The organism is Spongiimicrobium salis, assembly GCF_043678055.1.
In the GTDB taxonomy this organism is placed as follows: domain Bacteria; phylum Bacteroidota; class Bacteroidia; order Flavobacteriales; family Flavobacteriaceae; genus Spongiimicrobium; species Spongiimicrobium salis.
Map to the genome: position 1 here is coordinate 306,846 of NZ_JBHEQA010000003.1, position 20,808 is coordinate 327,653.

A 20,808-nucleotide genomic window follows, 5' to 3' on the forward strand; every position below is an offset into this window, starting at 1 on the left:
ACTCGCATAAAAATCACAAAGCTTTGCCCCTCAGCATAGCTCGGATAAAGTGATATTAAAACCTACAAAGGGTGCATCCCGAGATAAACTATTTTTCCTCCATGCTTCGGAGGACAGCCTTATTAATGCGCTTGATCAAAGCCGGTCCCTCGTAGACAAAACCTGTCCATAATTGGATCAAATCCGCTCCTGCCTCCAATTTTTCCAGGGCGTCTTCAGCAGAATGTATTCCCCCAACACCAATAATGGGAAAAGCCTTGTTGCTTTTCTCCGCTAAAAACCGAATGACTTCGGTACTTCTTTGGGTCAATGGTTTTCCGCTCAGCCCTCCATTTTCTTTGGTCAAAAGAGCATCAGACCGTAAATTGTCGCGAGAAATGGTCGTATTTGTAGCAATGACCCCATCGATCTTACTTTCGGTAACAATAGTAATAATATCCAAGAGTTGATCGTCATTTAAATCTGGGGCTATTTTTAGAAGAATAGGTTTCTCCTTGCTGTTCCTGGCTGAGGCAACCTCCACATTCTTCTTCTTAATGGCCCGCAAGAGGGCGGTTAAAGGTTCTTTATCCTGTAATTCCCGTAATCCGGGAGTATTTGGGGAACTGACATTGGCAACAAAGTAATCTACATGATCGAAGAGCGCCTCAAAACAAATCATATAATCATCGATAGCTTGGGCATTTGGTGTTACTTTATTTTTTCCAATATTCCCGCCAATAAGCACTTTATGATGCTTTTTTAAGTTCTTCACCGCTTCCAGAACTCCTTCATTATTGAATCCCATCCTATTAATAATTGCCTTATCCGCTTTCAATCGGAACAATCTCTTTTTGGGATTTCCGGCTTGTGCTTTAGGGGTAAGTGTTCCTATTTCCACAAAACCAAAACCGAAATCGGCCAACTCATTGTACAATTTGGCATTCTTATCAAAACCCGCTGCCAAGCCCACCGGATTTTTAAACTTCAAGCCAAATACCTCCCGCTCCAATCGATGATCATTGAGCGCATAACAGGCTCTAAAAAGTCCAGATAAACCTAATTTGGACATCATTTTAATCATTGAAAAAGAAAGGTAATGCACTTTTTCAGGGTCCAATAAAAAAAGAAGGGGTCTTATGAATCGGGTATACATCTATTTGAAAAATTTGCACAAAAATACAAACTAGGATGCTGTGAACTGGGATTCTCAAACTATTTTATTTAGAGGAAGCAGAAAAAATCATTCAGGATCTTTCTTGTTTTCAGGAGATTGCGGAATAGGCTCCCGAAGGGCTTCAAAGCAAAGCGCCTTGTAACGTTCGTACTGACGTTCATTAAAAACATTGATCAGCTTTGTATCATATGCTATGGACATTTTAATGAGCTTCTGCTCCAAAACATCATGCTTGGCAGCTAGGCGCGATAATTCTTCTTTTGTACTCTGGGGTTCCGTTTCAAAAAGTGTTTTGATTTCGGTTTCAATTTTTTCCACCTCTACTAACAAAGCCTCCCTCCATTCACCCAATTGGGCAATTTGTTCTTCGTTCAATTGAAAAATCTGGACAATGGTAGCGGCATCGCCTGTGCCGATTCCCAAAGCACATTCTTGGGAATATCCTGAGGCATTGAAAAACAAAAAAGCGAAAAATGTGCCAACTAATTTCAAATTCATGATGCTAATTTAGACAAAGCTATAGTACTATTTATATAAACAGTATTTTTGAACAAAAAGTATATTCATGCAGCATCTTATTGATCGTTTTATAGGGTATATCACCGTGGATACCCAAAGTGACCCAAACTCCCAAACTACACCCAGTACTGAAAAGCAATGGGATTTAGCCCATAAATTGGTAAAAGAACTCAAAGAAATTGGCATGCAAGAGGTTAGCATTGATGAAAATGCCTATATCATGGCCAGCCTACCCAGTAATTGTAATCATCCTGTCCCTACAATTGGCTTTATCGCCCATTTTGATACAACTCCTGATTTTTCCGGAACTAATGTGAATCCACAAATTATAGAACAGTACGACGGGAAAGACATCGTTCTCAATGCTGAACAAAACATTGTATTATCTCCCGATTATTTCGAGGACTTATTATTGTATAAGGGAAAGACTTTGATTACTACCGATGGGACGACACTTCTAGGTGCAGATGATAAAGCGGGCATTGCAGAAATCATGACAGCCATGGAATATTTAATTGCCCATCCGGAAATTAAACACGGGACCATTAAAGTAGGTTTTACTCCGGATGAAGAAATTGGCCGTGGCGCCCATAAATTTGATGTAGCCGCTTTTGGAGCCGACTGGGCCTATACCATGGATGGAAGTCAAATTGGGGAGTTGGAATATGAAAATTTCAATGCAGCCGGTGCAAAAGTAAGTATTAAAGGAAAGAGCGTTCATCCTGGCTATGCCAAAGGAAAAATGGTCAATGCCATTGGGATAGCCAATGATTTTATGAGCTTGCTTCCAAAGGGAGATGTCCCCGAGCGCACTTCTGGAAGAGAAGGATTTTATCATGTGTACCATTGTGAAGGTGCTATTGAACAGGCAACCTTAGCGCTTATTATCCGGGATCACGACAAAGACAAATTTGAAGAGCGCAAGCAGCAGTTAAATGACATTGTGCAGAACCTTAATGATCGCTATGGGAATTGTGTTACTTTAGATATGAAAGATCAATATTACAATATGAAGGAAAAAGTAGAACCGGTACTTCATATTGTTGATATTGCCAAAGAAGCCATGGAAGCCATTGGCATCACTCCCATTATTAAACCTATTCGAGGAGGAACAGATGGCTCCCAACTCAGTTATATGGGGCTTCCTTGCCCAAATATTTTTGCCGGAGGACATAATTTTCACGGTAAATACGAGTATGTTCCCGTAGAAAGTATGCAAAAAGCAGTTGAAGTTATCGTAAAAATTTGCGAAATTACTGCTTCTAGATAAAGACAAACCTATGGATGTTAACACAAAAATAGCGGCTTATTACGAAAAACCACATCCCTATAAAGAGGGAATTGCAGTATTACGATCCCTTATTAAGCAGACTGAGCTGGTAGAGACCTATAAATGGAATTTTCCGGTGTACACCATCCAAAACAAAAATATTATAGGAATATGTAGGTTTTCCCAACATTTTGGGATTTGGTTCTTTAATGGGGCTTTACTAACGGATCCAAAGAAGGTTTTGCAAAATGCCCAAGAAGGTAAAACCAAGAATATGCGGCACTGGAAATTCATCCACATGGATGACATCAATTCCGAGGAAGTGCTCGCTTATATTGAGGAAGCTATAGCCAATCAAAAAAAAGGTATTCTTCCTGAGAAAAAGGCGGTCTCCAAACCCACAAAACCAGTCATCCCTGCCCTATTAAATACCGTTTTAGCAGGGAATTCGGAGATAGAAAAAGCCTTCTTTTCGTTAAGTCCCTATAAACAAAAAGAATATTGCGAATATATTTCCGAAGCTAAACAGGAGAAGACCAAACAATCGCGCTTGAAAAAAATAACGCCTATGATTTTGGAGGGGAAAGGGCTGAATGATAAGTATAGATAATAAAAAAGCACTGATAAAGATCAGTGCTTTTCTTATCCAGTTTAGCGGAATCACTTTTATTTCTTCTCTACGGCAGGAGCATTTAATTTTTTACTCAGCTCCATAGAAATGGCCGAACGATCAAATTTAATTTTTCCTGCCATGGTTTCAACCACGCAAGAGAAATCCTTATCGTTTAGGTCCACTATTTTTCCATACATACCACTTTTCGTAATAATACGATCTCCTCTTTTGAGTTCTGCCGTAAATTTCTTCTCATCCTTTTGTCTTTTCATTTGCGGGCGTATCATGAAAAAATAGGCTACCACAAAAATCAAGATCATAGGAAGGAAAGTTCCCATTTCTCCCATCTTATTCTTCTTCTACTTATTTTACCGGTCCTACTGGAACGGCATCTTTAGGATTTACAAATGCCTTTATTCGAATAATTTCCGAGCCTTTGGCTGTATTGGCTGTAACCGTAATGGTCTTGGTGACTTGATTTTGTCCAGAACCGTTGAAACGTACCAACAACTCTCCCGTATCTCCAGGAGCAATTGGTCCATTGGGTTTTTCAGGAACCGTACATCCACAAGTACTTTTGGCATCGGTAATGATTAAAGGGGCATTCCCTGTATTTGTAAATTTGAACACGGTTTCTTGTGGAGTACCTTGTACAATACTTCCAAAATCGTGTTCTGCCTTTTCAAAGCTCATTACGGGCAAGCTTTTTGCCGCTTCGTCTCTTTTTGCAGCAACATCTACATTGGCCGATTTAATTTTTTCACTTGCCGCATTTTCCTTACAGGAAACAAAAGCAAGGGCCATAAGTAAACTAAGGCTTAGGGTTATTCTTCTCATGATAATTTGGATTTTAAATTTATTGTAAAATTAATAATTATTTATTTATAACAATCCCCTCCCCATTTTTTTTAGTTTTCCATTGCCTTTGTACTCTTTCACGAGTTTATCCAAAATACCATTAATGAAAATACTACTCTTAGGGGTAGAGTATTCCTTGGCAATTTCCAGGTATTCATTGATCGTTACCTTTTCGGGAATCGAAGAAAATGTGAGCAATTCACATATGGCCATCTTTAGAAGAATGCCATCGATATCGGCAATACGGTCTTTATCCCAATTTGGCGTTTTTCCTTCAATCTCTTTCTCCCATTCCGCATTCTTTAAAAGTGTCTTGTCCAACAGCTTTTTGGCAAAATCCATATCTTCTTGATCCTTTAAGAGAGCGGGCAGCAAATAGGAGGCATCTTTATTGACCCCTATTTTCTTCAATAATTTCAGAAGAAAGGTATTCACAATAGGAATATCGTCTATCCAGGTTAATTTATCATCTTCAAAATAATCGTAGATTTTTTCATTAGGCGCAATCACCTCTTTAAAAAGTTGGGCAATCAATTTTTGATCTTCCCCATACGAACTTTCTGGGGTAGCCATATACTCCTTATATAAGGAATGCTCCGTAATATCTTTATAGATAATATTGACATACTCTTCATTGAGATACCAATCCTGTAATTTTCTTTTGGACAATTCCTCCTTTAAACGCTGATTTTCTACAATTTGGAGCAAGACTTTGTTCTGGATGAATTTTTCCTTGTTGGGGTATTGGTCTGCAGCTGTGGTCAAGTATTTCTTAGAAGATAATTTTAATTGTTGCGTGGATTTTTTGTGGAGTTCCACAAGGAGGCTCAACATTAACAGATACAAGGTGTACATGCTATCAATGCTATACTTCAAAAACTTTTGTTGCTTTTCCAAAGAATCATCTTTTGATTGGGTAAGCGCATAGATACATTGCATTACTTTAACCCTTATATGTCTTCTTGTTAGCATTTTAAAGAACTTTTATTTGAAATGAATGAAATAAATACGCCGCAAAAGTAGTATTATATTTTCAATACACGACCTCACTTCTTGGATTATCTTATAGGTTTTATAACATTTGGTTTGCATGCAAACGCCTATCTTTGCATGATTGTAACTAAAAGCGCCGAACCGACTGCATGAAGGAACTCAAACACCTTAACAAATACTTCAAAAAATACTGGTTAAAATTGCTCATTGGTGTCATCATTACGGTGATTTCCAAAATTTTCCAATTGGTCATGCCTTCTTATGTGAATCGATCGATCCAAGTTATTGAGGATTCGATTCGAGAAGTGATCACAAAATCTGAGGCGGAGGCACTTCTTCTAGAATGCATCCTTATTATTGTGGGAGCTGCCTTACTGTCTGGTTTTTTTACTTTTTTAATGCGACAGACCATTATTAATGTATCGCGATATATTGAGTTTGACCTTAAGAACGAAGTTTTTAATCATTATCAATTTCTCAACCTCAGTTTTTATAAAAAAAATAGAACGGGAGACTTAATGAACCGCATCAGTGAAGATATCAATCAGGTGCGCCTGTATGTTGGCCCGGCCATTATGTATGGCACCAATACCTTGACGCTTTTTGCAAGTTTAATTCCATTAATGTTCATCAAAGCCCCTACACTGGCTGCATACACCCTTATTCCTCTACCTTTTCTGTCCATTTTAATTTATCAGATCAGTAAAATTATCCATAAACGGAGTACTAAAGTACAGGAATACCTTTCTCATCTCTCTACTTTTACGCAGGAAGCCTTTTCCGGGGTATCGGTCATCAAAGCCTATGGTTTAGAGCCCAAGATAAATGCAGAACTCCAAGGCCTTGCCTTGGAAGGAAAGGAAAAGAGCATGGCCCTTGCCAAAGTGAATGCTTGGTTTTTTCCTTTGATGATATTAATGATCGGAATCAGTAATATTTTAGTCATCTATATTGGTGGGAAACAATATATAAACGGGGAAATAGCCTCTATTGGTATCATTGCTGAATTCATTCTTTATGTAAATATGCTCACATGGCCCGTAGCTATTGTGGGGTGGTTAACCTCAATCATTCAGCGGGCAGAAGCTTCTCAAAAAAGAATCAATGAGTTTCTTAAAGAAGAACCCGAGATTAAAAATGAAATTGCAGAGGATACCCCGGTAAAGGGAAAGATCGAGTTTAAGGATGTAAGCTTCACGTATGACGATACCCATATTACGGCACTCAAGAAAATCTCCTTTACGATCAATGAAGGGGAAACGGTTGCCATTGTAGGAAAAACGGGATCTGGAAAATCTACGATCCTCGATCTGGTTGCTCGGTTGTATGATGCAACTAGCGGTACTATTTTCATTGATGGCAAACCTATTGAAGCCTTAAACCTCTACAGTTTAAGAGGAGCTATAGGTGCAGTACCCCAAGATGCCTTCCTTTTCTCAGATACCATTGGAAACAACATTAAGTTTGGGAAAGAAGATGCTAGCAAGGAAGAAATCATTGCAATTGCCAAGCAAGCGGTCGTGCATGAAAATATTCTTGGTTTCAACAAACAATACGATACGGTTTTAGGAGAACGAGGTATTACCCTTAGTGGCGGACAAAAACAGCGGGTTTCCATTGCCAGAGCCTTGATAAAGGATCCCCAAATCTATCTTTTTGATGATTGTTTGTCCGCCGTGGATACAGAAACGGAGGAAGAAATTTTGAATAATTTAAAATCGGCTTCGTACAATAAGACAACTATTATTGTTAGTCACAGGGTATCTTCTGCAAAAAATGCGGACAAAATTATTGTTTTGGATGAAGGTGAAATTATTCAAGAAGGGCCACATGAGGTTTTGACCAATTCGGAAGGCTACTACAAAGAGCTATATTTAAATCAACTTTCCGAGAAAGAAAACTAAAAAAAGTTGTTAGATTAGGTTTTTTTTTACACTTTTGATAGAATAATAGTTAATTAGGACAACTATAAAATTAGATGAAATGAGTGAAAAAGAAATAATGGACCAGGAAGAAATTTATTCCAAGGTTTTGAGAGCTGGAAGGAGGACTTACTTTTTTGATGTGAGGAGTACTAAAGCAGGTGATTACTATCTGACGATAACTGAAAGCAAAAAATTTACCCATGATGATGGTTCTTTCCATTACAAGAAACATAAGATTTACTTGTATAAAGAAGACTTTCATGCCTTTAAGGATAATCTGGATGAAATGATGAACTATATTATTGACGAAAAAGGGCTTGAAGTCATCTCTGAACGTCATCAAAGAGATTTCAAGAGAGAAGAGGATATTGCTTCTTCCAGTGAAAATACCACCAAAGATGCTACTACGAATACTTTTACGGATGTTGATTTTGACGACATTTAATCGAAGTACTTAAAATATGCCTAAACGACCCTTGCCAATTGAGGGTCGTTTTTTATTTTTATAGACTGACTAATTCCAATTAAAATGAAAAAAATTCTTGCGATTTTCGCTTTGATCATTGTACAATCTGTCCAAGGCCAACAAGCGTTTGACCTAAACTATTATCTTCCTCAGAATGTAGCATACGATGCTGCAATACCCACGCCAAAATCGGTTATAGGACATGAAATAGGAGAATGGCACGTAACTCATGACAAACTTATGTTCTATATGCAAACGCTGGCCAAAGCCAGTGACCGTATCAGCATAGAAAATCGCGGGACCACCTTTGAAGGAAGGCCTATTTTGTTACTAACGGTTACTTCCCCAAAAAATCATCAAAATTTAGAAGGGATACGAAGGGCGCATTTGGCACTTTCCGAAAGCGAGGGGAGCAACGCCAATGTCAACGAAATGCCCATTGTGGTGTATCAAGGATTTTCCATTCACGGGAACGAACCCAGCGGAGCCAATGCGGGCTTGGCCTATGCCTACTATTTAGCAGCGGCCCAAGGTCCTGAAATAGAGGCCATGCTAGATGAAATGGTTATCCTAATGGATCCCTGTTATAATCCCGATGGCCTACAGCGTTTTGCCTATTGGGCCAATACCAACAAGGCCAAAAATCTAAATCCCGATGGGAACGATCGGGAATATCACGAGGTATGGCCTGGAGGGCGTACCAATCATTACTGGTTTGATATGAATCGGGATTGGCTTCCTGTACAACTCCCTGAAAGCCGGGCCAGAATTGCTTCCTTTCACAAATGGCTCCCCAACATTCTCACCGATCATCATGAGATGGGGACCAATTCAACCTTCTTTTTTCAACCTGGGGAACCCACCAGAGTACATCCTTTAACCCCAAAAATTAATCAGGAATTGACAGCAGAGATAGGCACCTATCATGTTGATGCCCTAAATAAAATTGGTTCTTTATACTATTCGGAAGAGCGCTATGATGATTACTACTATGGCAAGGGTTCTACTTTCCCCGATGTCAATGGAAGTATTGGTATTTTATTTGAGCAGGCCAGTTCCAGAGGGCATATTCAAGAAAGTGAAAACGGTATTCTTACTTTTCCTTTTACGATAAGAAATCAATTTACTACGGCCTTGTCTACTATTGCCGCTGCTAAGAACATGCGCACCAAAATACTCAACTATCAGCGCACTTTTTATAAAAATGCTAAAAATGAAGCTTCTAAAAGCAAAACAAAGGCCATCGTATTTGGTGATGCCAAGGATGAGGCCAAGACATGGCATCTGGCTGAAATTCTAAATCGACATCAGATAAAATTCCATGAATTGGCCAAAGATGTTACCTTAAGTGGAAAATCCTATAAAAAGGGAAATAGCTATGTGGTTCCCATGAACCAAAAAAATCACCGCTTGATCAAAGCCATGTTTGAGAAACGTACCAGGTTTACGGATAGCCTGTTTTACGATATTTCTGCCTGGACCTTTCCGCTTGCCTTTAATCTAGATTATACCGAAGTAAATTCCCTCGCAAATGCAGGTTCAGAAATTACAGCCTTTGAGGCCCCAAAAGGGAGTATTGAAAAACAGAGCAATTATGCTTACTTATTTGAATGGAATGAATATTACACGCCTAAAGCCTTGAACAAAATTCTAAACAAAGGTTTACGGGCTAAAGTCGCCAAATCGCCTTTTTCCGTAGAAGGCAGAACTTATGATTATGGAACTATTATGATTCCTGTGCAAAATCAAAAATTAAATGCTACGGAATTACACCGTTTTCTGGAGCAGGTTGCGGAGGAGAGCAATATTGATATGCGTACGGTGGGTACCGGTCTCGCCCAAGGCATTGATCTTGGGAGTAATGACTTTGACCCTATCCGAAAGCGGGAAGTTGCTATTTTGGTAGGAAGTGGCGTTACCTCTTATGATGCGGGGGAAATTTGGCATTTGTTCGATCAGCGATACGATATGAAAATTACAAAGATCGACACCGAATATTTCAATAGAACCAACCTTGATCGTTACACCACTTTGATCATCCCCAACTCCTTCGGAGGTGCCTTAAATAGTAATGCCACAAAGAAAATAAAGGAATGGGTACGCGATGGGGGTACTGTGATTGGATACAGAAATGCCGTGGAGTGGTTCAACCGGAACGATTTTATGAAATTGGCCTTCAAAAAAGACACTTTGGTAGCTAAAGATATCGCCTTTGACCAACGTTCCGATTTTACGGGAGCCCAGGTTACGGGAGGGGCCATTTTTGAAGCCAAACTAGATCGCTCCCACCCTATTAATTATGGGTATAAAAATACGCGTTTGCCGCTATTCAGGAATACCAATATTTATATTAAACCCGATAAGAACAGTTATAACAATCCTATACAATACACCAATGACCCATTGCTGAGCGGTTATATCTCGGAAGAGAATTTGTCCTTAATCAAAAACAGTGTTCCCTTTCAAGTGCGTCGTATGGGAAGAGGAAGAGTCATTGCATTTACGGACAACACCAATTTCAGAGCCTTTTGGTACGGCACCAATAAACTCCTAATGAATGCCATATTCTTTAGTCAAATCATGTAGTAAAAATTTTAGATTTCATCAATAAAACAATACTATGGCAAGAACACCGAGCAATATGTTGGCCCTGGGCACCAAAGCCCCGGATTTCAACCTTCTTGATACCGTGGATGACACCCTAAAAACGCTATCCCACCTTAAGGGAGAAAAAGGCACCTTAGTGGCTTTTATTTGTAATCACTGCCCTTTTGTAATCCATATAAATCCTGAATTTTCATCACTTGCCAAAACCTATCAGGAACAGGGAATTGGTGTTATTGCCATCTCTAGTAATGATGTTGAAAATTATCCTCAAGATGCACCACACCTCATGAAAGAAGTGGCACAGCAAGAAGGGTATACCTTTCCCTACCTCTACGACGAAACACAGGAAGTGGCACGAAGTTACGATGCCGCCTGTACGCCAGATTTTTATTTATTCGATAAAGATTTGACTTTGGTCTATAGAGGGCAATTGGACGATTCCAGGCCCGGAAATGGAATTCCCGTTACGGGTATGGATTTGCGCAAGGCCATGGATGCCCTCCTCCATGGCACTCCAGTTTCCAACGAGCAAAAGCCCAGTATAGGCTGTAATATTAAATGGAAATAATTTCTTTTTGAATAAAAAGATGTATGAAAATTGACAAAAAAGAAGCCTTGCAACAATTGGGACAACAAGATTCCCCTTTTCTGGAATTGTTCACCCATGGCAGTCTCTCTATTGAAATTTACAAACCGAAGGGAGTGGATTTGCAGCAACCCCATAGTCGAGATGAAGTATACGTCATCATTGCGGGCACCGGGGAATTTCTAAATAATGGTATTCGAACAAACTTTGCTCCGGGAGATTTTTTATTCGTCCCTGCAGGAATACCGCATCGTTTTGAAAACTTTTCTCCTGATTTCAGTACATGGGTTATTTTTTATGGTCCTGAAGGTGGTGAGAAACCCTAATAAATTTTTACGATGAAAGTTTCTGTTGTTCCCTTGAATGCAGCTACGATTCCCATCTATATTGAAGTGGGTACAGCGGCCTACAATCAACACTATCTTCACCTTTGGAAAAATCAGGACTCCTCTCCCTATATTTTAAGCAGTTTTACAGAAGAAGTACTTCACAAAGAACTAAAGGATAGTACGAATGCCCACTATATGATTCATTATGGGGACAGGCCCGTAGGCATTCTAAAATTGATCGTTCATTGCCCGTTTCAGAACTACTCCGACAAAGAAGCTTTGCTGGTGCAAAAAATTTATATCCTCCATGAATATTCGGGAAAAGGAATTGGCAGTGCTACACTGGACTTTATAAAATCAAAGGCATTGGATTACGGCAAAAAAATCATATGGCTGGATACCATGAAAAAGGGACCTGCTTATTTTTTTTATCTTAAAAATGGATTCAAAGTTGTGGGCAGTACCTCTTTGGATTTGCCATCGGCCCTAGACAGCGAAAGAGATATGTATCAATTGCTTTTGCCCATAGAAATTTCATCGAATTGAACAAGCTGGCTTCATTTCCACCCCTTCCTTTTTAATACGCCTTCAATATGTGCATAATGATGACTTCCATGCCAGGCATATTTTCCAATATTTTCTGCCAAACTAACCACCGTATTTCCTTCGGGATGAATAAATTCATTTTTCAACTCCTCCGCACTCAAACCTTTTAAAAAATATACCAGTTTGGCATGCACCACTTTTAAGTGATCCAGGGATAATTGTATGGGAGCCGTGCGTGCATCGAACAAATTGGACCATCCTTTTTCCTCATAGGGCTTTATCACAGGTTTATCTTCCGTAAGTGCCCATTTAAAGCGGATATAACTGTGATGATGGCTATCTGCAATATGATGAACCAGCTGTCGTATCGTCCAACCTTCTGGTCTATACGGGGTCTCCAACTGATCTTCGGACAAGTGGGACACTACATCCCGAACTTTTTGTGGTAATTCCTCTAAAATAGCGATCCATTCTTTAATCTGATTATCCGTAATCGTTTCAGGGGATTCAAATTTCCCAATTGGATAACGTAGTTGTTCCAAAGTAGCATTTTCCATAGGTTAAAGATACTAAAGTTTCTATGGATCCGCTTTCTTAAAAAAGGAAATCCCTTTAAATTTTAATACAGTTTTAACCTTTAAAAACCCCATAATTTCCCAAAGGCATTAATTTTGTAAAACCCCCTTATTTTTGGAGGGTAAAACAATTAATACACTTAAAAAAAGACATATGGCAACTTTACGATTGGGCGATACAGCGCCAGATTTTACAGCAGACAGTTCCATTGGAACCATAAATTTATATGACTATCTAGGAGAAGGCTGGGGAATTTTATTTTCCCATCCCGCAGATTTCACCCCGGTATGTACTACCGAATTGGGTACTGCAGCGAAATTCAAAGAGGAGTTTGCCAAAAGGAATGTAAAAATGATTGCATTGAGTGTGGATGGTGCCGAATCGCACAAGGAATGGATCAAGGATATCAATGAGACGCAGCAGACTACGGTTAATTTTCCGATAGTTGCGGATGAAGATAAAAAAGTTTCGGATTTGTATGATATGATCCACCCAAAAGCCGATAATACGCTTACCGTACGTTCCGTATATATTATCGCGCCAGATCGGACCATAAAATTAATGCTTACCTATCCGGCATCTACGGGACGTAATTTCTATGAATTACTTCGTGTTATTGATTCCTTGCAATTGACAGCATATCACAAGGTAGCTACTCCAGCCAATTGGGAACACGGACAGGATGTTGTTGTTAGTCCTGCCATTGCGACAGAAGATGCTAAAGAAATTTTCCCAAAAGGAGTAGAAGAAATAAAGCCTTACCTAAGGTTGACACCAGATCCTACGGCTTAAACATTAGTTAACATAAAGAAAACATGGTTAAAAAGAGTGGTTTAAGAATTAAACACTACCTTTGTGCCTAATTAATTTTTTATATTTATACTAATGAGTAAAGGAACAGTAAAATTCTTCAATGATTCCAAAGGATATGGTTTCATCACCGAAGACGGATCGAACGAGGAACATTTTGTACATGTATCAGGATTGATCGATGAAATTCGTGAAGGTGACGCAGTAGAATTTGAACTACAACAAGGAAAAAAAGGATTGAACGCAGTAAACGTTAAAGTACTTTAACTAGCAGGTTATTATATCTTTTTAAAGACACAAAAGCCTTGACCATCTGGTCAGGGCTTTTTTTTATCTACAGATAAAAAAATCGACATCGCTTTTGATAAAATTAAATTTTAAAAAAAGGAATACTTTTTAAAATATTGTAATTATCTGTTAATAAAGTATTTACAAACTAAAAAAGCTTCTTTTTTCTTCCTTCATTATTTATTCGTAAAATCTTACGCAACCCTTTTCCCAAATAGTCGTCTATACCATAAAAGGACATTTTTTCCCAAAACAAACCGATATGACCACATTCTTAAGCCTCCTATTTTTATTACTGTCCCTGAATCTCGTTCTTATCTTAAGAAAAGAAAGTCGCAGGAATATCATACGGTAAGCATTTAAATGTTAAAAAAGTAGGGTTGAAGGCAATCTTGTTGTTCCATTATTAGAAACACGGTTCATTTTAGTGTTCATAGAAGTACCATTGCATAACCAATACATTACCATTTTAACGAGTACTTATGGTCTCTTTTTTTAGCATCTTCTTGGTTTTATTAGTCATGAATATTTTTGTGATGATTGCCCCTGCTGGAAATTCTAAAAAAGCATTGAAAAAGGCCTTGCTTCCAAGGCCTTTATATTTTTTTATTTTAGTGTTGTGCTATTGTACCGCCTTGAGCGCATCTATATTTCCCCATCCATAATCCCTACTCCTATTGGGGTATAGTTCTGCCGAAGTTTTTAGCTTGTTAAGCACATCATCCCGGCTCCAATTGGGATGCTTAGCCCATACCAAAGCAGCTATCCCTGCAGTAGTGGCCGTTGCTACAGAAGATCCCCCCACATAGTCCGAAGCCCCATTCGCATGCCCTAAAACAGGGATATGATTGTTATTTGAACGTTCCATAATCACTGTAAAGTCAATTTTTCTTCCTTTGTGGCAAGCATCGCATTCATCATAACCTGCTCCTTCTTCGATCCCGGTCACTGCAACAGTTTCACTCATGGATGCGGGAAAAATAACTCCTACAAAATTGGTAAAAGAAGTAGATGTCCCTCCTGCGCAGAAAATTAATTTTCCACGACCGTGGGCAAAACGAATGGCATCTTTAATACGGTTTACCGAAAAAATATGTCCCATAGACATGGAAATGATCTTTACATCGGCCCGGTTGCCTAGAGCCGTAATTGCCCTGGCCACACCACGTTGCTCCTGATATCCATCGAGAACCACATTCTTTGCAGCTCTATAACTAATTAAATTAGCATTATAAGCTACACCTACAGGCAGTCCCCTATCATTTCTAGGGGCAGTGGCCGCAGCAGTCATACTTGTGCCATGACCACATTGATCATTGGGTCCATCCGTTTTTCTGGACCAAGGCCAGGGGGAATTGATATACGTTCCAAAGCGTTCCACTCTTCTCCCAGAAGAGAACCCATTGTTAAAACTACTTCCCAATAAAGATTGATTGGGAGAAATGCCCGTATCGACTACGCCAATGGTAATACCTCTTCCTGTACTAAAGCTCCATGCATTATTGATGCGATGTAAGGGAAAATTCCACGGCATCCTCGCATTGGGCGATATGGTAGTAAAATCAGCCGTTTCCAAATTTTCTCCTTCCAATCCACATCCCGATCCGCCACCTTTGTTGGTAGTACCCTCCTGAAAGTATTGATATCCAGCAGGCTCAAGATAACGTAAGTCACTATTTTTTCGCAATGCAATTATGGTCTCTAATTTGGTCACCTTAAAGTCCATTACCGTAAGAAATTCATCATCATGAATTAAAATATCCTCGGACTCCTGCTTTTGTTGATTTCCTTCTTCATATTCGCTTCCGGTAACCAATTGTACAAGCTCCTTTCTTGCCAATTGATGGGTACTAGTATTCTTATTGGAAAAATCCCCTTCACCATTCCCATATCCCACGGTGAGGATATTATTACCTTGAATCACGGCACTCCAAAGTAGTTGATCAGAAGCATCATTCCAATTAAAATCGCCTGTAGTACGTATACTTTTCTCTATGGTCTGGTTAATCTCTTCTTTACTCAGAAGGCTTTGAGCGCCAGTTTCAATTTCCGTTTCCGGATTTAATTCAGCATCTAGGGCGTCTTCCGAACAGGAAAGGTTCCACAGCATTATAAAACATAACCCCTGTAGTAAAATTCTTCTCATAAATTAGGTTTTTTGGTTAAATAAAAGTTAAATATATTTATTATTTCACAAAAAAACGATGCCTTTTATAAGAATTCGATAAAATTTTGTTTAAAATAATCTCGTACTTATCATTGGGCTATGGAGATCCTATAATCGCATTTGCCATAATCCAGCACAAAAAAAATGCTTTCCCAAAATGGAAAAGCATTTTTAATATACAGTATAGGGATTTGTTATTGCACCCCCATCAATTCAACGTCAAAAATCAACGTGGCATTTGGTGGTATCACTCCTCCGGCTCCAGCACTTCCATAGGCTAAGTTGGAAGGAATTACAAAACGGGCCTTATCTCCTACTTGTAGTAAAGCAATGCCTTCATCCCATCCTGGAATGACCTGCCCTACTCCCAATTGAAAATCAATGGGCTGATTTCTTTTAAAGGAAGAATCAAAAACCTGTCCATCGGGCAATGCTCCTTCATAATGCACGGAAACCTTCTGTCCTTTTTCGGCTTTTGCCCCACTTCCTTTTTGAATGATTTTATATCGTAAACCACTTTCCGTAGCTTCGAATCCCGCTGCAATCTTATCCAATGCCGCTTCTTGTCTTGCTTTTTCTTCGGCCAAACGTTTTTCTCTAGAACCTTCAAATGTACGGAAAGCTTCCACTGCATTCCAATTTTCCGCCTCACTTCCCACACGTACAATTTCCAAGGAATCGATAAGATCATTCTGGGCAATGGCATCTACGACCTCCTGCCCTTCGGCAACGTGTCCAAAGACCGTATGTTTATTATCTAACCATGGTGTGGGGACATGGGTAATGAAAAATTGACTCCCATTGGTTCCAGGACCTGCATTGGCCATGGACAATACCCCAGGCGCTGAATGCTTGAGTTCTGGGTGGAATTCATCATCAAACTTATATCCTGCATCTCCCGTTCCCGTTCCCAAAGGACATCCGCCTTGAATCATAAAATCTGGAATAACCCTATGAAATTTAAGGCCATTATAATAAGGTGTTCCCTGAGGTTTTTGCGTATTTTCCAAATTCCCTTCGGCCAAGGCCACAAAATTACCTACCGTACCAGGGGTTTTATCATGTGTCAGTTTTACTAAAATCTCCCCTTTGGAGGTATTGAATTTAGCATAGATTCCATCTTGCATAATGCTTGTTTTAAATGAGCTGCAAAGGTATGGATTTTTGTTTGTTTTTTACTTCGGCTTGGCAAAGTAAAAAAACGGGAAAGGGAGTCTTGTTTTTGTTAAAATTGACTTATGGGGAGAGTAATTTCAAAACCACATAAGAATTTCTATATATCTGCGTTAAAGTAGTACAAAATAGCAGTGCCCGATTTATGAAATGGTTCTATTTTTTTGTTACAACATTCCTTCACACCCAAGAAATATGGGCTTGCTGGCCTATTGCCCCAACTAAACCATTCCAAACCTACTCCAGATGCATTTAAGATTATTCGTACTTTTTTTATTGCTATGGACGACATTGCTCAAGGCACAGACCATCACGGGATTACCCAAGATTTCCAAGGATTCTACGGCCACTGAGATCAATGTTTTACTCGATAGCTTGGAACGTAGAATGCGACAGGAATTTTATAAAAACAATTTTGCCATTCTCCTCAACTATGGAGATACTGCCCTGTCCCTAGCACAAAAAGTTGGAGATCAAAACCGCGCTTTGGTCGTTTCCCGCTATATCGGAAATACGTTTGCACGAATGAACGATACGGTGCGTGCTAAAAAAGTGCTCCAGAAAAATCTACAAGAGGCCAAGTTGATCAAAGATTCCATTATCATTGCCAATGCCACCATAGATTTAGGGAATCTTTATATTGTACAGCAACAGAACGATAAAGCCCTATACTATTATAAAATGGCTATCCCCTTGATCAGGAAACAAGGCAATGCGCGAAGTGCTTTTGTAGTTCACAATAATGTGGCGGAAATTTACCTCAATAAAAAAGATACCAATAACGCGGAGGCACATATTGATACCTTAACGAAACTCATTGCCGATAATGAATTCGGCGCCCTCCTGATCGCCGCTTATCATCTTCTCAAAGGTCGACTTTACTTGCTTAAAAACAAGCCCGATGATGCCATCGCTATCTTTAAAGAGAATATTGCCCGATCCGAAAACGCGAATTATGTAGATGGTACCCATGATACCTATAAATACTATATGGAAGCTCTTATTCTCAAGAAAGACTACGAGCAATTGCATTACGTACGGCAAAAATATGATATCCTTAAGGACGAAAAATTTGAAATAGAAAAAGCCAAGGCTCTAGAAGCGGTCACTTCCAAGATGAATGTAGATCAATTTAAGCAAGAGCTAAAGGCCAAGAATTTGGAAAACGAGCTGAATCGGCAAACTGCGGAAAGAAGTAAGATTTTCCTTTACATCGTGATATTCGCTTCGCTCATATTATCCACCTTTATCATTATTCTACTTATTTCCGTTCGCAAAAGAAAAGAATTGGTGGCAACGCTGCGAGAAAAAAACAAGCAATATCTCATTGCTAAGCAAAAAACGGAAGAATTATCCAAAGTAAAGAGCAAATTCTTATCGACCATCAGTCATGAATTGCGGACACCCCTTTACGGAATTATTGGAATTTCTTCTATTTTAATGGAAGATATCAAGCTCAAAAAACACAGTGAAGATATTAACTCTTTAAAATTCTCTGCGGATTATCTCTTGGCGCTGATCAATGACCTATTGCATTTGAACAAGTTGGATGCCACCAAGGATAAAAAATTGGAACATCATCCCTTTCAGCCCAGAATATTAATTTCCAATATTGTGAATTCCTTTGAATTCATGCGATCCCAAAACAACAATACCTTTGACATCATCATTGATGAAGACATTCCCACTTTTATTATGGGAGATCGCGTAAAACTATCTCAGATATTAATGAACCTGATTGGGAATGCCTGTAAATTTACGGAGGAAGGTACCATCACTATTGAAGTGACCCAAAAGATAATCAGCGGTGGATATGTTGGTTTAAATTTCCGCATTTCGGATACCGGGATTGGAATTTCCGAAGAAAAGCAAAAGACCATTTTCGACGAATTCACACAGGATACCAATAAAACCAATTTTGCGGGAACTGGTCTAGGACTGGCCATTGTGAAAAAATTATTGGACTTACATAAGGCAGATATTGTGTTGGAAAGTAGCCCGGATACGGGTACTACCTTCAAATTTTCTATTGAATATGCGATTTCGTCCCCAGAAGATCACCGTATTGTGGAGTCCGAAGACAAAATTGATAAAGCCATTGCGGGCAGTCATATTTTGGTAGTAGACGATAACCGTATCAACCAATTGGTCACAAGAAAGATCTTGGAAAGAAACGGATATGTCTGTTCTATTGTAGATAATGGAAAAAAAGCGGTAGACATTGTCCAAAAAGAGGTGTTTGACCTTATTTTAATGGATATTAATATGCCGGTGATGAATGGCTTGGACGCCACGGCACTGATACGCAAAGCCAATATCAAAACACCTATCATTGCCTTGACCGCTATAGATTTGGAAAAAATTAAGCGCAATATCTACACTACGGGCATCAATGATGTTGTCATTAAACCTTATGACGTTAATGTATTCCTGGATACCTTGAAACGCAACTTTGTGCAGACCATTAAGATATAATTACGGATTCTGTCTCCAATTCATCCTTAGGATAAACAATGGTAATATCTATACATCTCAAAATCATCCTATTAAACATTTGTCGTTAATATTATTTAGATTAAATTAAAATAAGCTTGGAAAACTCGTTTTTTGCTTCTAGATTTGCTTCTCTATTTTAAATCAGTCTAAATAAACATTATAATGAAAAAACTAAGAATTCCGCTGTATCTAGCAGTTATAGCATCTGGACTTATCATTTATGCTTGTAATTCCGATGATGATGCTGGAGGAGGTACTACGAATCCACCCGTGAATGCTATTCAAGCGTCAGCGGTAATTGAAAATTATGCCAATTTGGTTTTTACCAATTATCAGGCGGCTTTTGACGCAGCTACGGCAATGCAAACAGCGCTTAGCGCGTTTACCGATAATCCTACCCAAGAAACTTTTGACGCAGCAAAGACTGCCTGGTTGGCGGCCCGTGAGCCTTACGGCCAAACCGAAGCCTTCCGCTTTGCCAGCGGACCAATTGACGATGCTGATGGACCTGAAGGTTTATTAAATGCATGGCCATTGGATGAAAACTATGTAGACTATGTGGAAGGCAATCCCAATGCCGGAATCATCAATGACCCCATAAGTTTCCCAACTATTGATGCAGCTACTTTGGAAGGATTAAATGAAGTAGGTGGAGAAGCCAACGTCAGTGTTGGTTATCACGCTATTGAATTTTTACTTTGGGGACAAGATAATACAGACCCTATAGACCAAATGGCAGGACAGCGTCCTTTTACTGATTTTGTTGATGGTGGTACAGCGAGTAATCAAGATCGTAGAAGAATGTACGTCAATGTTTGTGCACAATTGATTCTTGATAACCTACAATCCCTATTGGACGAATGGGAACCGGGAGGTTCCTATAGAACCACTTTTTTGGCTTTGGATGAAAATACGGCCTTGCGTAATATCTTAACCGGTATCGCTACCCTTTCAAGATCGGAATTGGCAGGAGAACGCGTATTTGTGGCTTTTGACAATCAGGATCAGGAAGATGAACATTCTTGTTTTAGTGATAATACGCATCGCGACCTTCGATTAAACTTAGCCGGGATAGCCAATGTATATCGTGGAAGTTTTTCTTCCGTGAATGGCGCTTCCTTGGAAGATCTGATCACTCAGGCAGATGCGACACTGGGCGCAGCAATTACGGCACAATTGGAAGCTGCCGAAACGGCAACGGAAGCTACTGCAATTCCTTTTGATTTTGCCATTTCTTCGGCTGAAACAAGGCCAGATGTGCTAACTGCGGTTAACGCACTACGCGCTTTAGGCGATCAATTTGTTGCCGGGGGAACAGCCCTTGGCATTTCCGTATCCTCAGATTTACCTGAGTAAATAGAAGTGCTTTACCTTATTAAAAAATAGGAATCAGAACCTGAAATTTCGGGTTCTGATTTTGTCATTCAATA

20 protein-coding genes are annotated in these 20,808 nt (G+C 39.3%); 12 read left to right on the top strand and 8 right to left on the bottom strand.

From position 1 onward, the window contains the following. Nucleotides 1-88: 88 nt before the first annotated feature. Together ACEXOE_RS16155 and ACEXOE_RS16160 are read right to left on the bottom strand one after the other, a co-directional pair. Nucleotides 89-1,135 carry a quinone-dependent dihydroorotate dehydrogenase gene (locus ACEXOE_RS16155; protein WP_394749874.1) on the bottom strand — a complete coding sequence of 349 codons (1,047 nt, stop codon included), beginning with the start codon at nt 1,133-1,135 and terminating at the stop codon, nt 89-91. An 87-nt stretch (nt 1,136-1,222) separates the two neighbouring features. After that, nucleotides 1,223-1,654, bottom strand: a complete 432-nt coding sequence (locus ACEXOE_RS16160) for a hypothetical protein (protein WP_394749875.1) — start codon at nt 1,652-1,654, stop codon at nt 1,223-1,225. 67 nt (nt 1,655-1,721) lie between these two features. Between ACEXOE_RS16160 and pepT the strand changes: the two genes are divergently transcribed. Further along, nucleotides 1,722-2,945, top strand: coding sequence for a peptidase T (pepT, locus tag ACEXOE_RS16165; RefSeq protein WP_394749876.1), 1,224 nt, complete (start codon nt 1,722-1,724; stop codon nt 2,943-2,945). Between the two features lie 10 nt (nt 2,946-2,955). Beyond that, nucleotides 2,956-3,555, top strand: coding sequence for a YdeI/OmpD-associated family protein (locus ACEXOE_RS16170; RefSeq protein ID WP_394749877.1), 600 nt, complete (start codon nt 2,956-2,958; stop codon nt 3,553-3,555). Between the two features lie 56 nt (nt 3,556-3,611). Here ACEXOE_RS16170 and yajC read toward each other — a convergent pair whose 3' ends face one another. Genes yajC through nusB form a run of 3 tightly spaced genes read right to left on the bottom strand, consistent with a single transcriptional unit; the run spans nt 3,612 to nt 5,388 of the window. Beyond that, nucleotides 3,612-3,905, bottom strand: coding sequence for a preprotein translocase subunit YajC (gene yajC / locus ACEXOE_RS16175; protein WP_394749878.1), 294 nt, complete (start codon nt 3,903-3,905; stop codon nt 3,612-3,614). Nucleotides 3,906-3,921: 16 nt separating this feature from the next. Continuing rightward, entirely contained in the window at nt 3,922-4,395 is a 474-nt protein-coding gene (locus ACEXOE_RS16180) for a DUF1573 domain-containing protein (protein WP_394749879.1), read from the bottom strand. Between the two features lie 45 nt (nt 4,396-4,440). Further along, nucleotides 4,441-5,388, bottom strand: a complete 948-nt coding sequence (nusB, locus tag ACEXOE_RS16185) for a transcription antitermination factor NusB (RefSeq protein ID WP_394749880.1) — start codon at nt 5,386-5,388, stop codon at nt 4,441-4,443. Nucleotides 5,389-5,558: 170 nt separating this feature from the next. Between nusB and ACEXOE_RS16190 the strand changes: the two genes are divergently transcribed. The 6 genes from ACEXOE_RS16190 to ACEXOE_RS16215 all read left to right on the top strand — a co-directional run bounded on the left by ACEXOE_RS16190 (nt 5,559) and on the right by ACEXOE_RS16215 (nt 11,868). After that, nucleotides 5,559-7,313, top strand: coding sequence for an ABC transporter ATP-binding protein (locus ACEXOE_RS16190; protein ID WP_394749881.1), 1,755 nt, complete (start codon nt 5,559-5,561; stop codon nt 7,311-7,313). A 79-nt stretch (nt 7,314-7,392) separates the two neighbouring features. Continuing rightward, on the top strand, nt 7,393-7,779 hold the full coding sequence (locus ACEXOE_RS16195; protein ID WP_394749883.1) for a PUR family DNA/RNA-binding protein: 387 nt from the start codon (nt 7,393-7,395) through the stop codon (nt 7,777-7,779). 84 nt (nt 7,780-7,863) lie between these two features. Next, nucleotides 7,864-10,386, top strand: a complete 2,523-nt coding sequence (locus tag ACEXOE_RS16200; RefSeq protein ID WP_394749884.1) for a M14 family zinc carboxypeptidase — start codon at nt 7,864-7,866, stop codon at nt 10,384-10,386. Nucleotides 10,387-10,420: 34 nt separating this feature from the next. Beyond that, nucleotides 10,421-10,975 carry a thioredoxin family protein gene (locus tag ACEXOE_RS16205; RefSeq protein ID WP_394749885.1) on the top strand — a complete coding sequence of 185 codons (555 nt, stop codon included), beginning with the start codon at nt 10,421-10,423 and terminating at the stop codon, nt 10,973-10,975. 23 nt (nt 10,976-10,998) lie between these two features. After that, the gene (locus ACEXOE_RS16210) at nt 10,999-11,319 is read left to right on the top strand and encodes a cupin domain-containing protein (protein WP_394749886.1); all 321 of its coding nucleotides are present in this window, start codon (nt 10,999-11,001) and stop codon (nt 11,317-11,319) included. A gap of 12 nt (nt 11,320-11,331) precedes the next feature. Further along, nucleotides 11,332-11,868, top strand: coding sequence for a GNAT family N-acetyltransferase (locus ACEXOE_RS16215; RefSeq protein ID WP_394749887.1), 537 nt, complete (start codon nt 11,332-11,334; stop codon nt 11,866-11,868). Between the two features lie 11 nt (nt 11,869-11,879). Here ACEXOE_RS16215 and ACEXOE_RS16220 read toward each other — a convergent pair whose 3' ends face one another. Continuing rightward, on the bottom strand, nt 11,880-12,425 hold the full coding sequence (locus ACEXOE_RS16220; protein WP_394749888.1) for a YfiT family bacillithiol transferase: 546 nt from the start codon (nt 12,423-12,425) through the stop codon (nt 11,880-11,882). Between the two features lie 172 nt (nt 12,426-12,597). On the opposite strand from ACEXOE_RS16220, the gene ACEXOE_RS16225 reads away from it, so the two are divergent. Beyond that, nucleotides 12,598-13,236, top strand: coding sequence for a peroxiredoxin (locus tag ACEXOE_RS16225; RefSeq protein ID WP_394749889.1), 639 nt, complete (start codon nt 12,598-12,600; stop codon nt 13,234-13,236). Between the two features lie 93 nt (nt 13,237-13,329). Next, entirely contained in the window at nt 13,330-13,521 is a 192-nt protein-coding gene (locus tag ACEXOE_RS16230) for a cold-shock protein (RefSeq protein WP_394749890.1), read from the top strand. Nucleotides 13,522-14,164: 643 nt separating this feature from the next. Here the strand turns inward: ACEXOE_RS16230 and ACEXOE_RS16235 are convergent. Both ACEXOE_RS16235 and ACEXOE_RS16240 read right to left on the bottom strand, forming a co-directional pair. Then, nucleotides 14,165-15,688, bottom strand: coding sequence for a S8 family peptidase (locus ACEXOE_RS16235; protein WP_394749891.1), 1,524 nt, complete (start codon nt 15,686-15,688; stop codon nt 14,165-14,167). A gap of 215 nt (nt 15,689-15,903) precedes the next feature. Further along, nucleotides 15,904-16,836 carry a peptidylprolyl isomerase gene (locus ACEXOE_RS16240; protein WP_394749892.1) on the bottom strand — a complete coding sequence of 311 codons (933 nt, stop codon included), beginning with the start codon at nt 16,834-16,836 and terminating at the stop codon, nt 15,904-15,906. Nucleotides 16,837-17,128: 292 nt separating this feature from the next. On the opposite strand from ACEXOE_RS16240, the gene ACEXOE_RS16245 reads away from it, so the two are divergent. Both ACEXOE_RS16245 and ACEXOE_RS16250 read left to right on the top strand, forming a co-directional pair. Beyond that, entirely contained in the window at nt 17,129-19,357 is a 2,229-nt protein-coding gene (locus ACEXOE_RS16245; RefSeq protein WP_394749893.1) for a tetratricopeptide repeat-containing hybrid sensor histidine kinase/response regulator, read from the top strand. A gap of 183 nt (nt 19,358-19,540) precedes the next feature. After that, nucleotides 19,541-20,734 (top strand): imelysin family protein, encoded by a 1,194-nt coding sequence (locus ACEXOE_RS16250; protein WP_394749894.1) that lies wholly within the window; start codon nt 19,541-19,543, stop codon nt 20,732-20,734. Nucleotides 20,735-20,808: the final 74 nt, after the last annotated feature.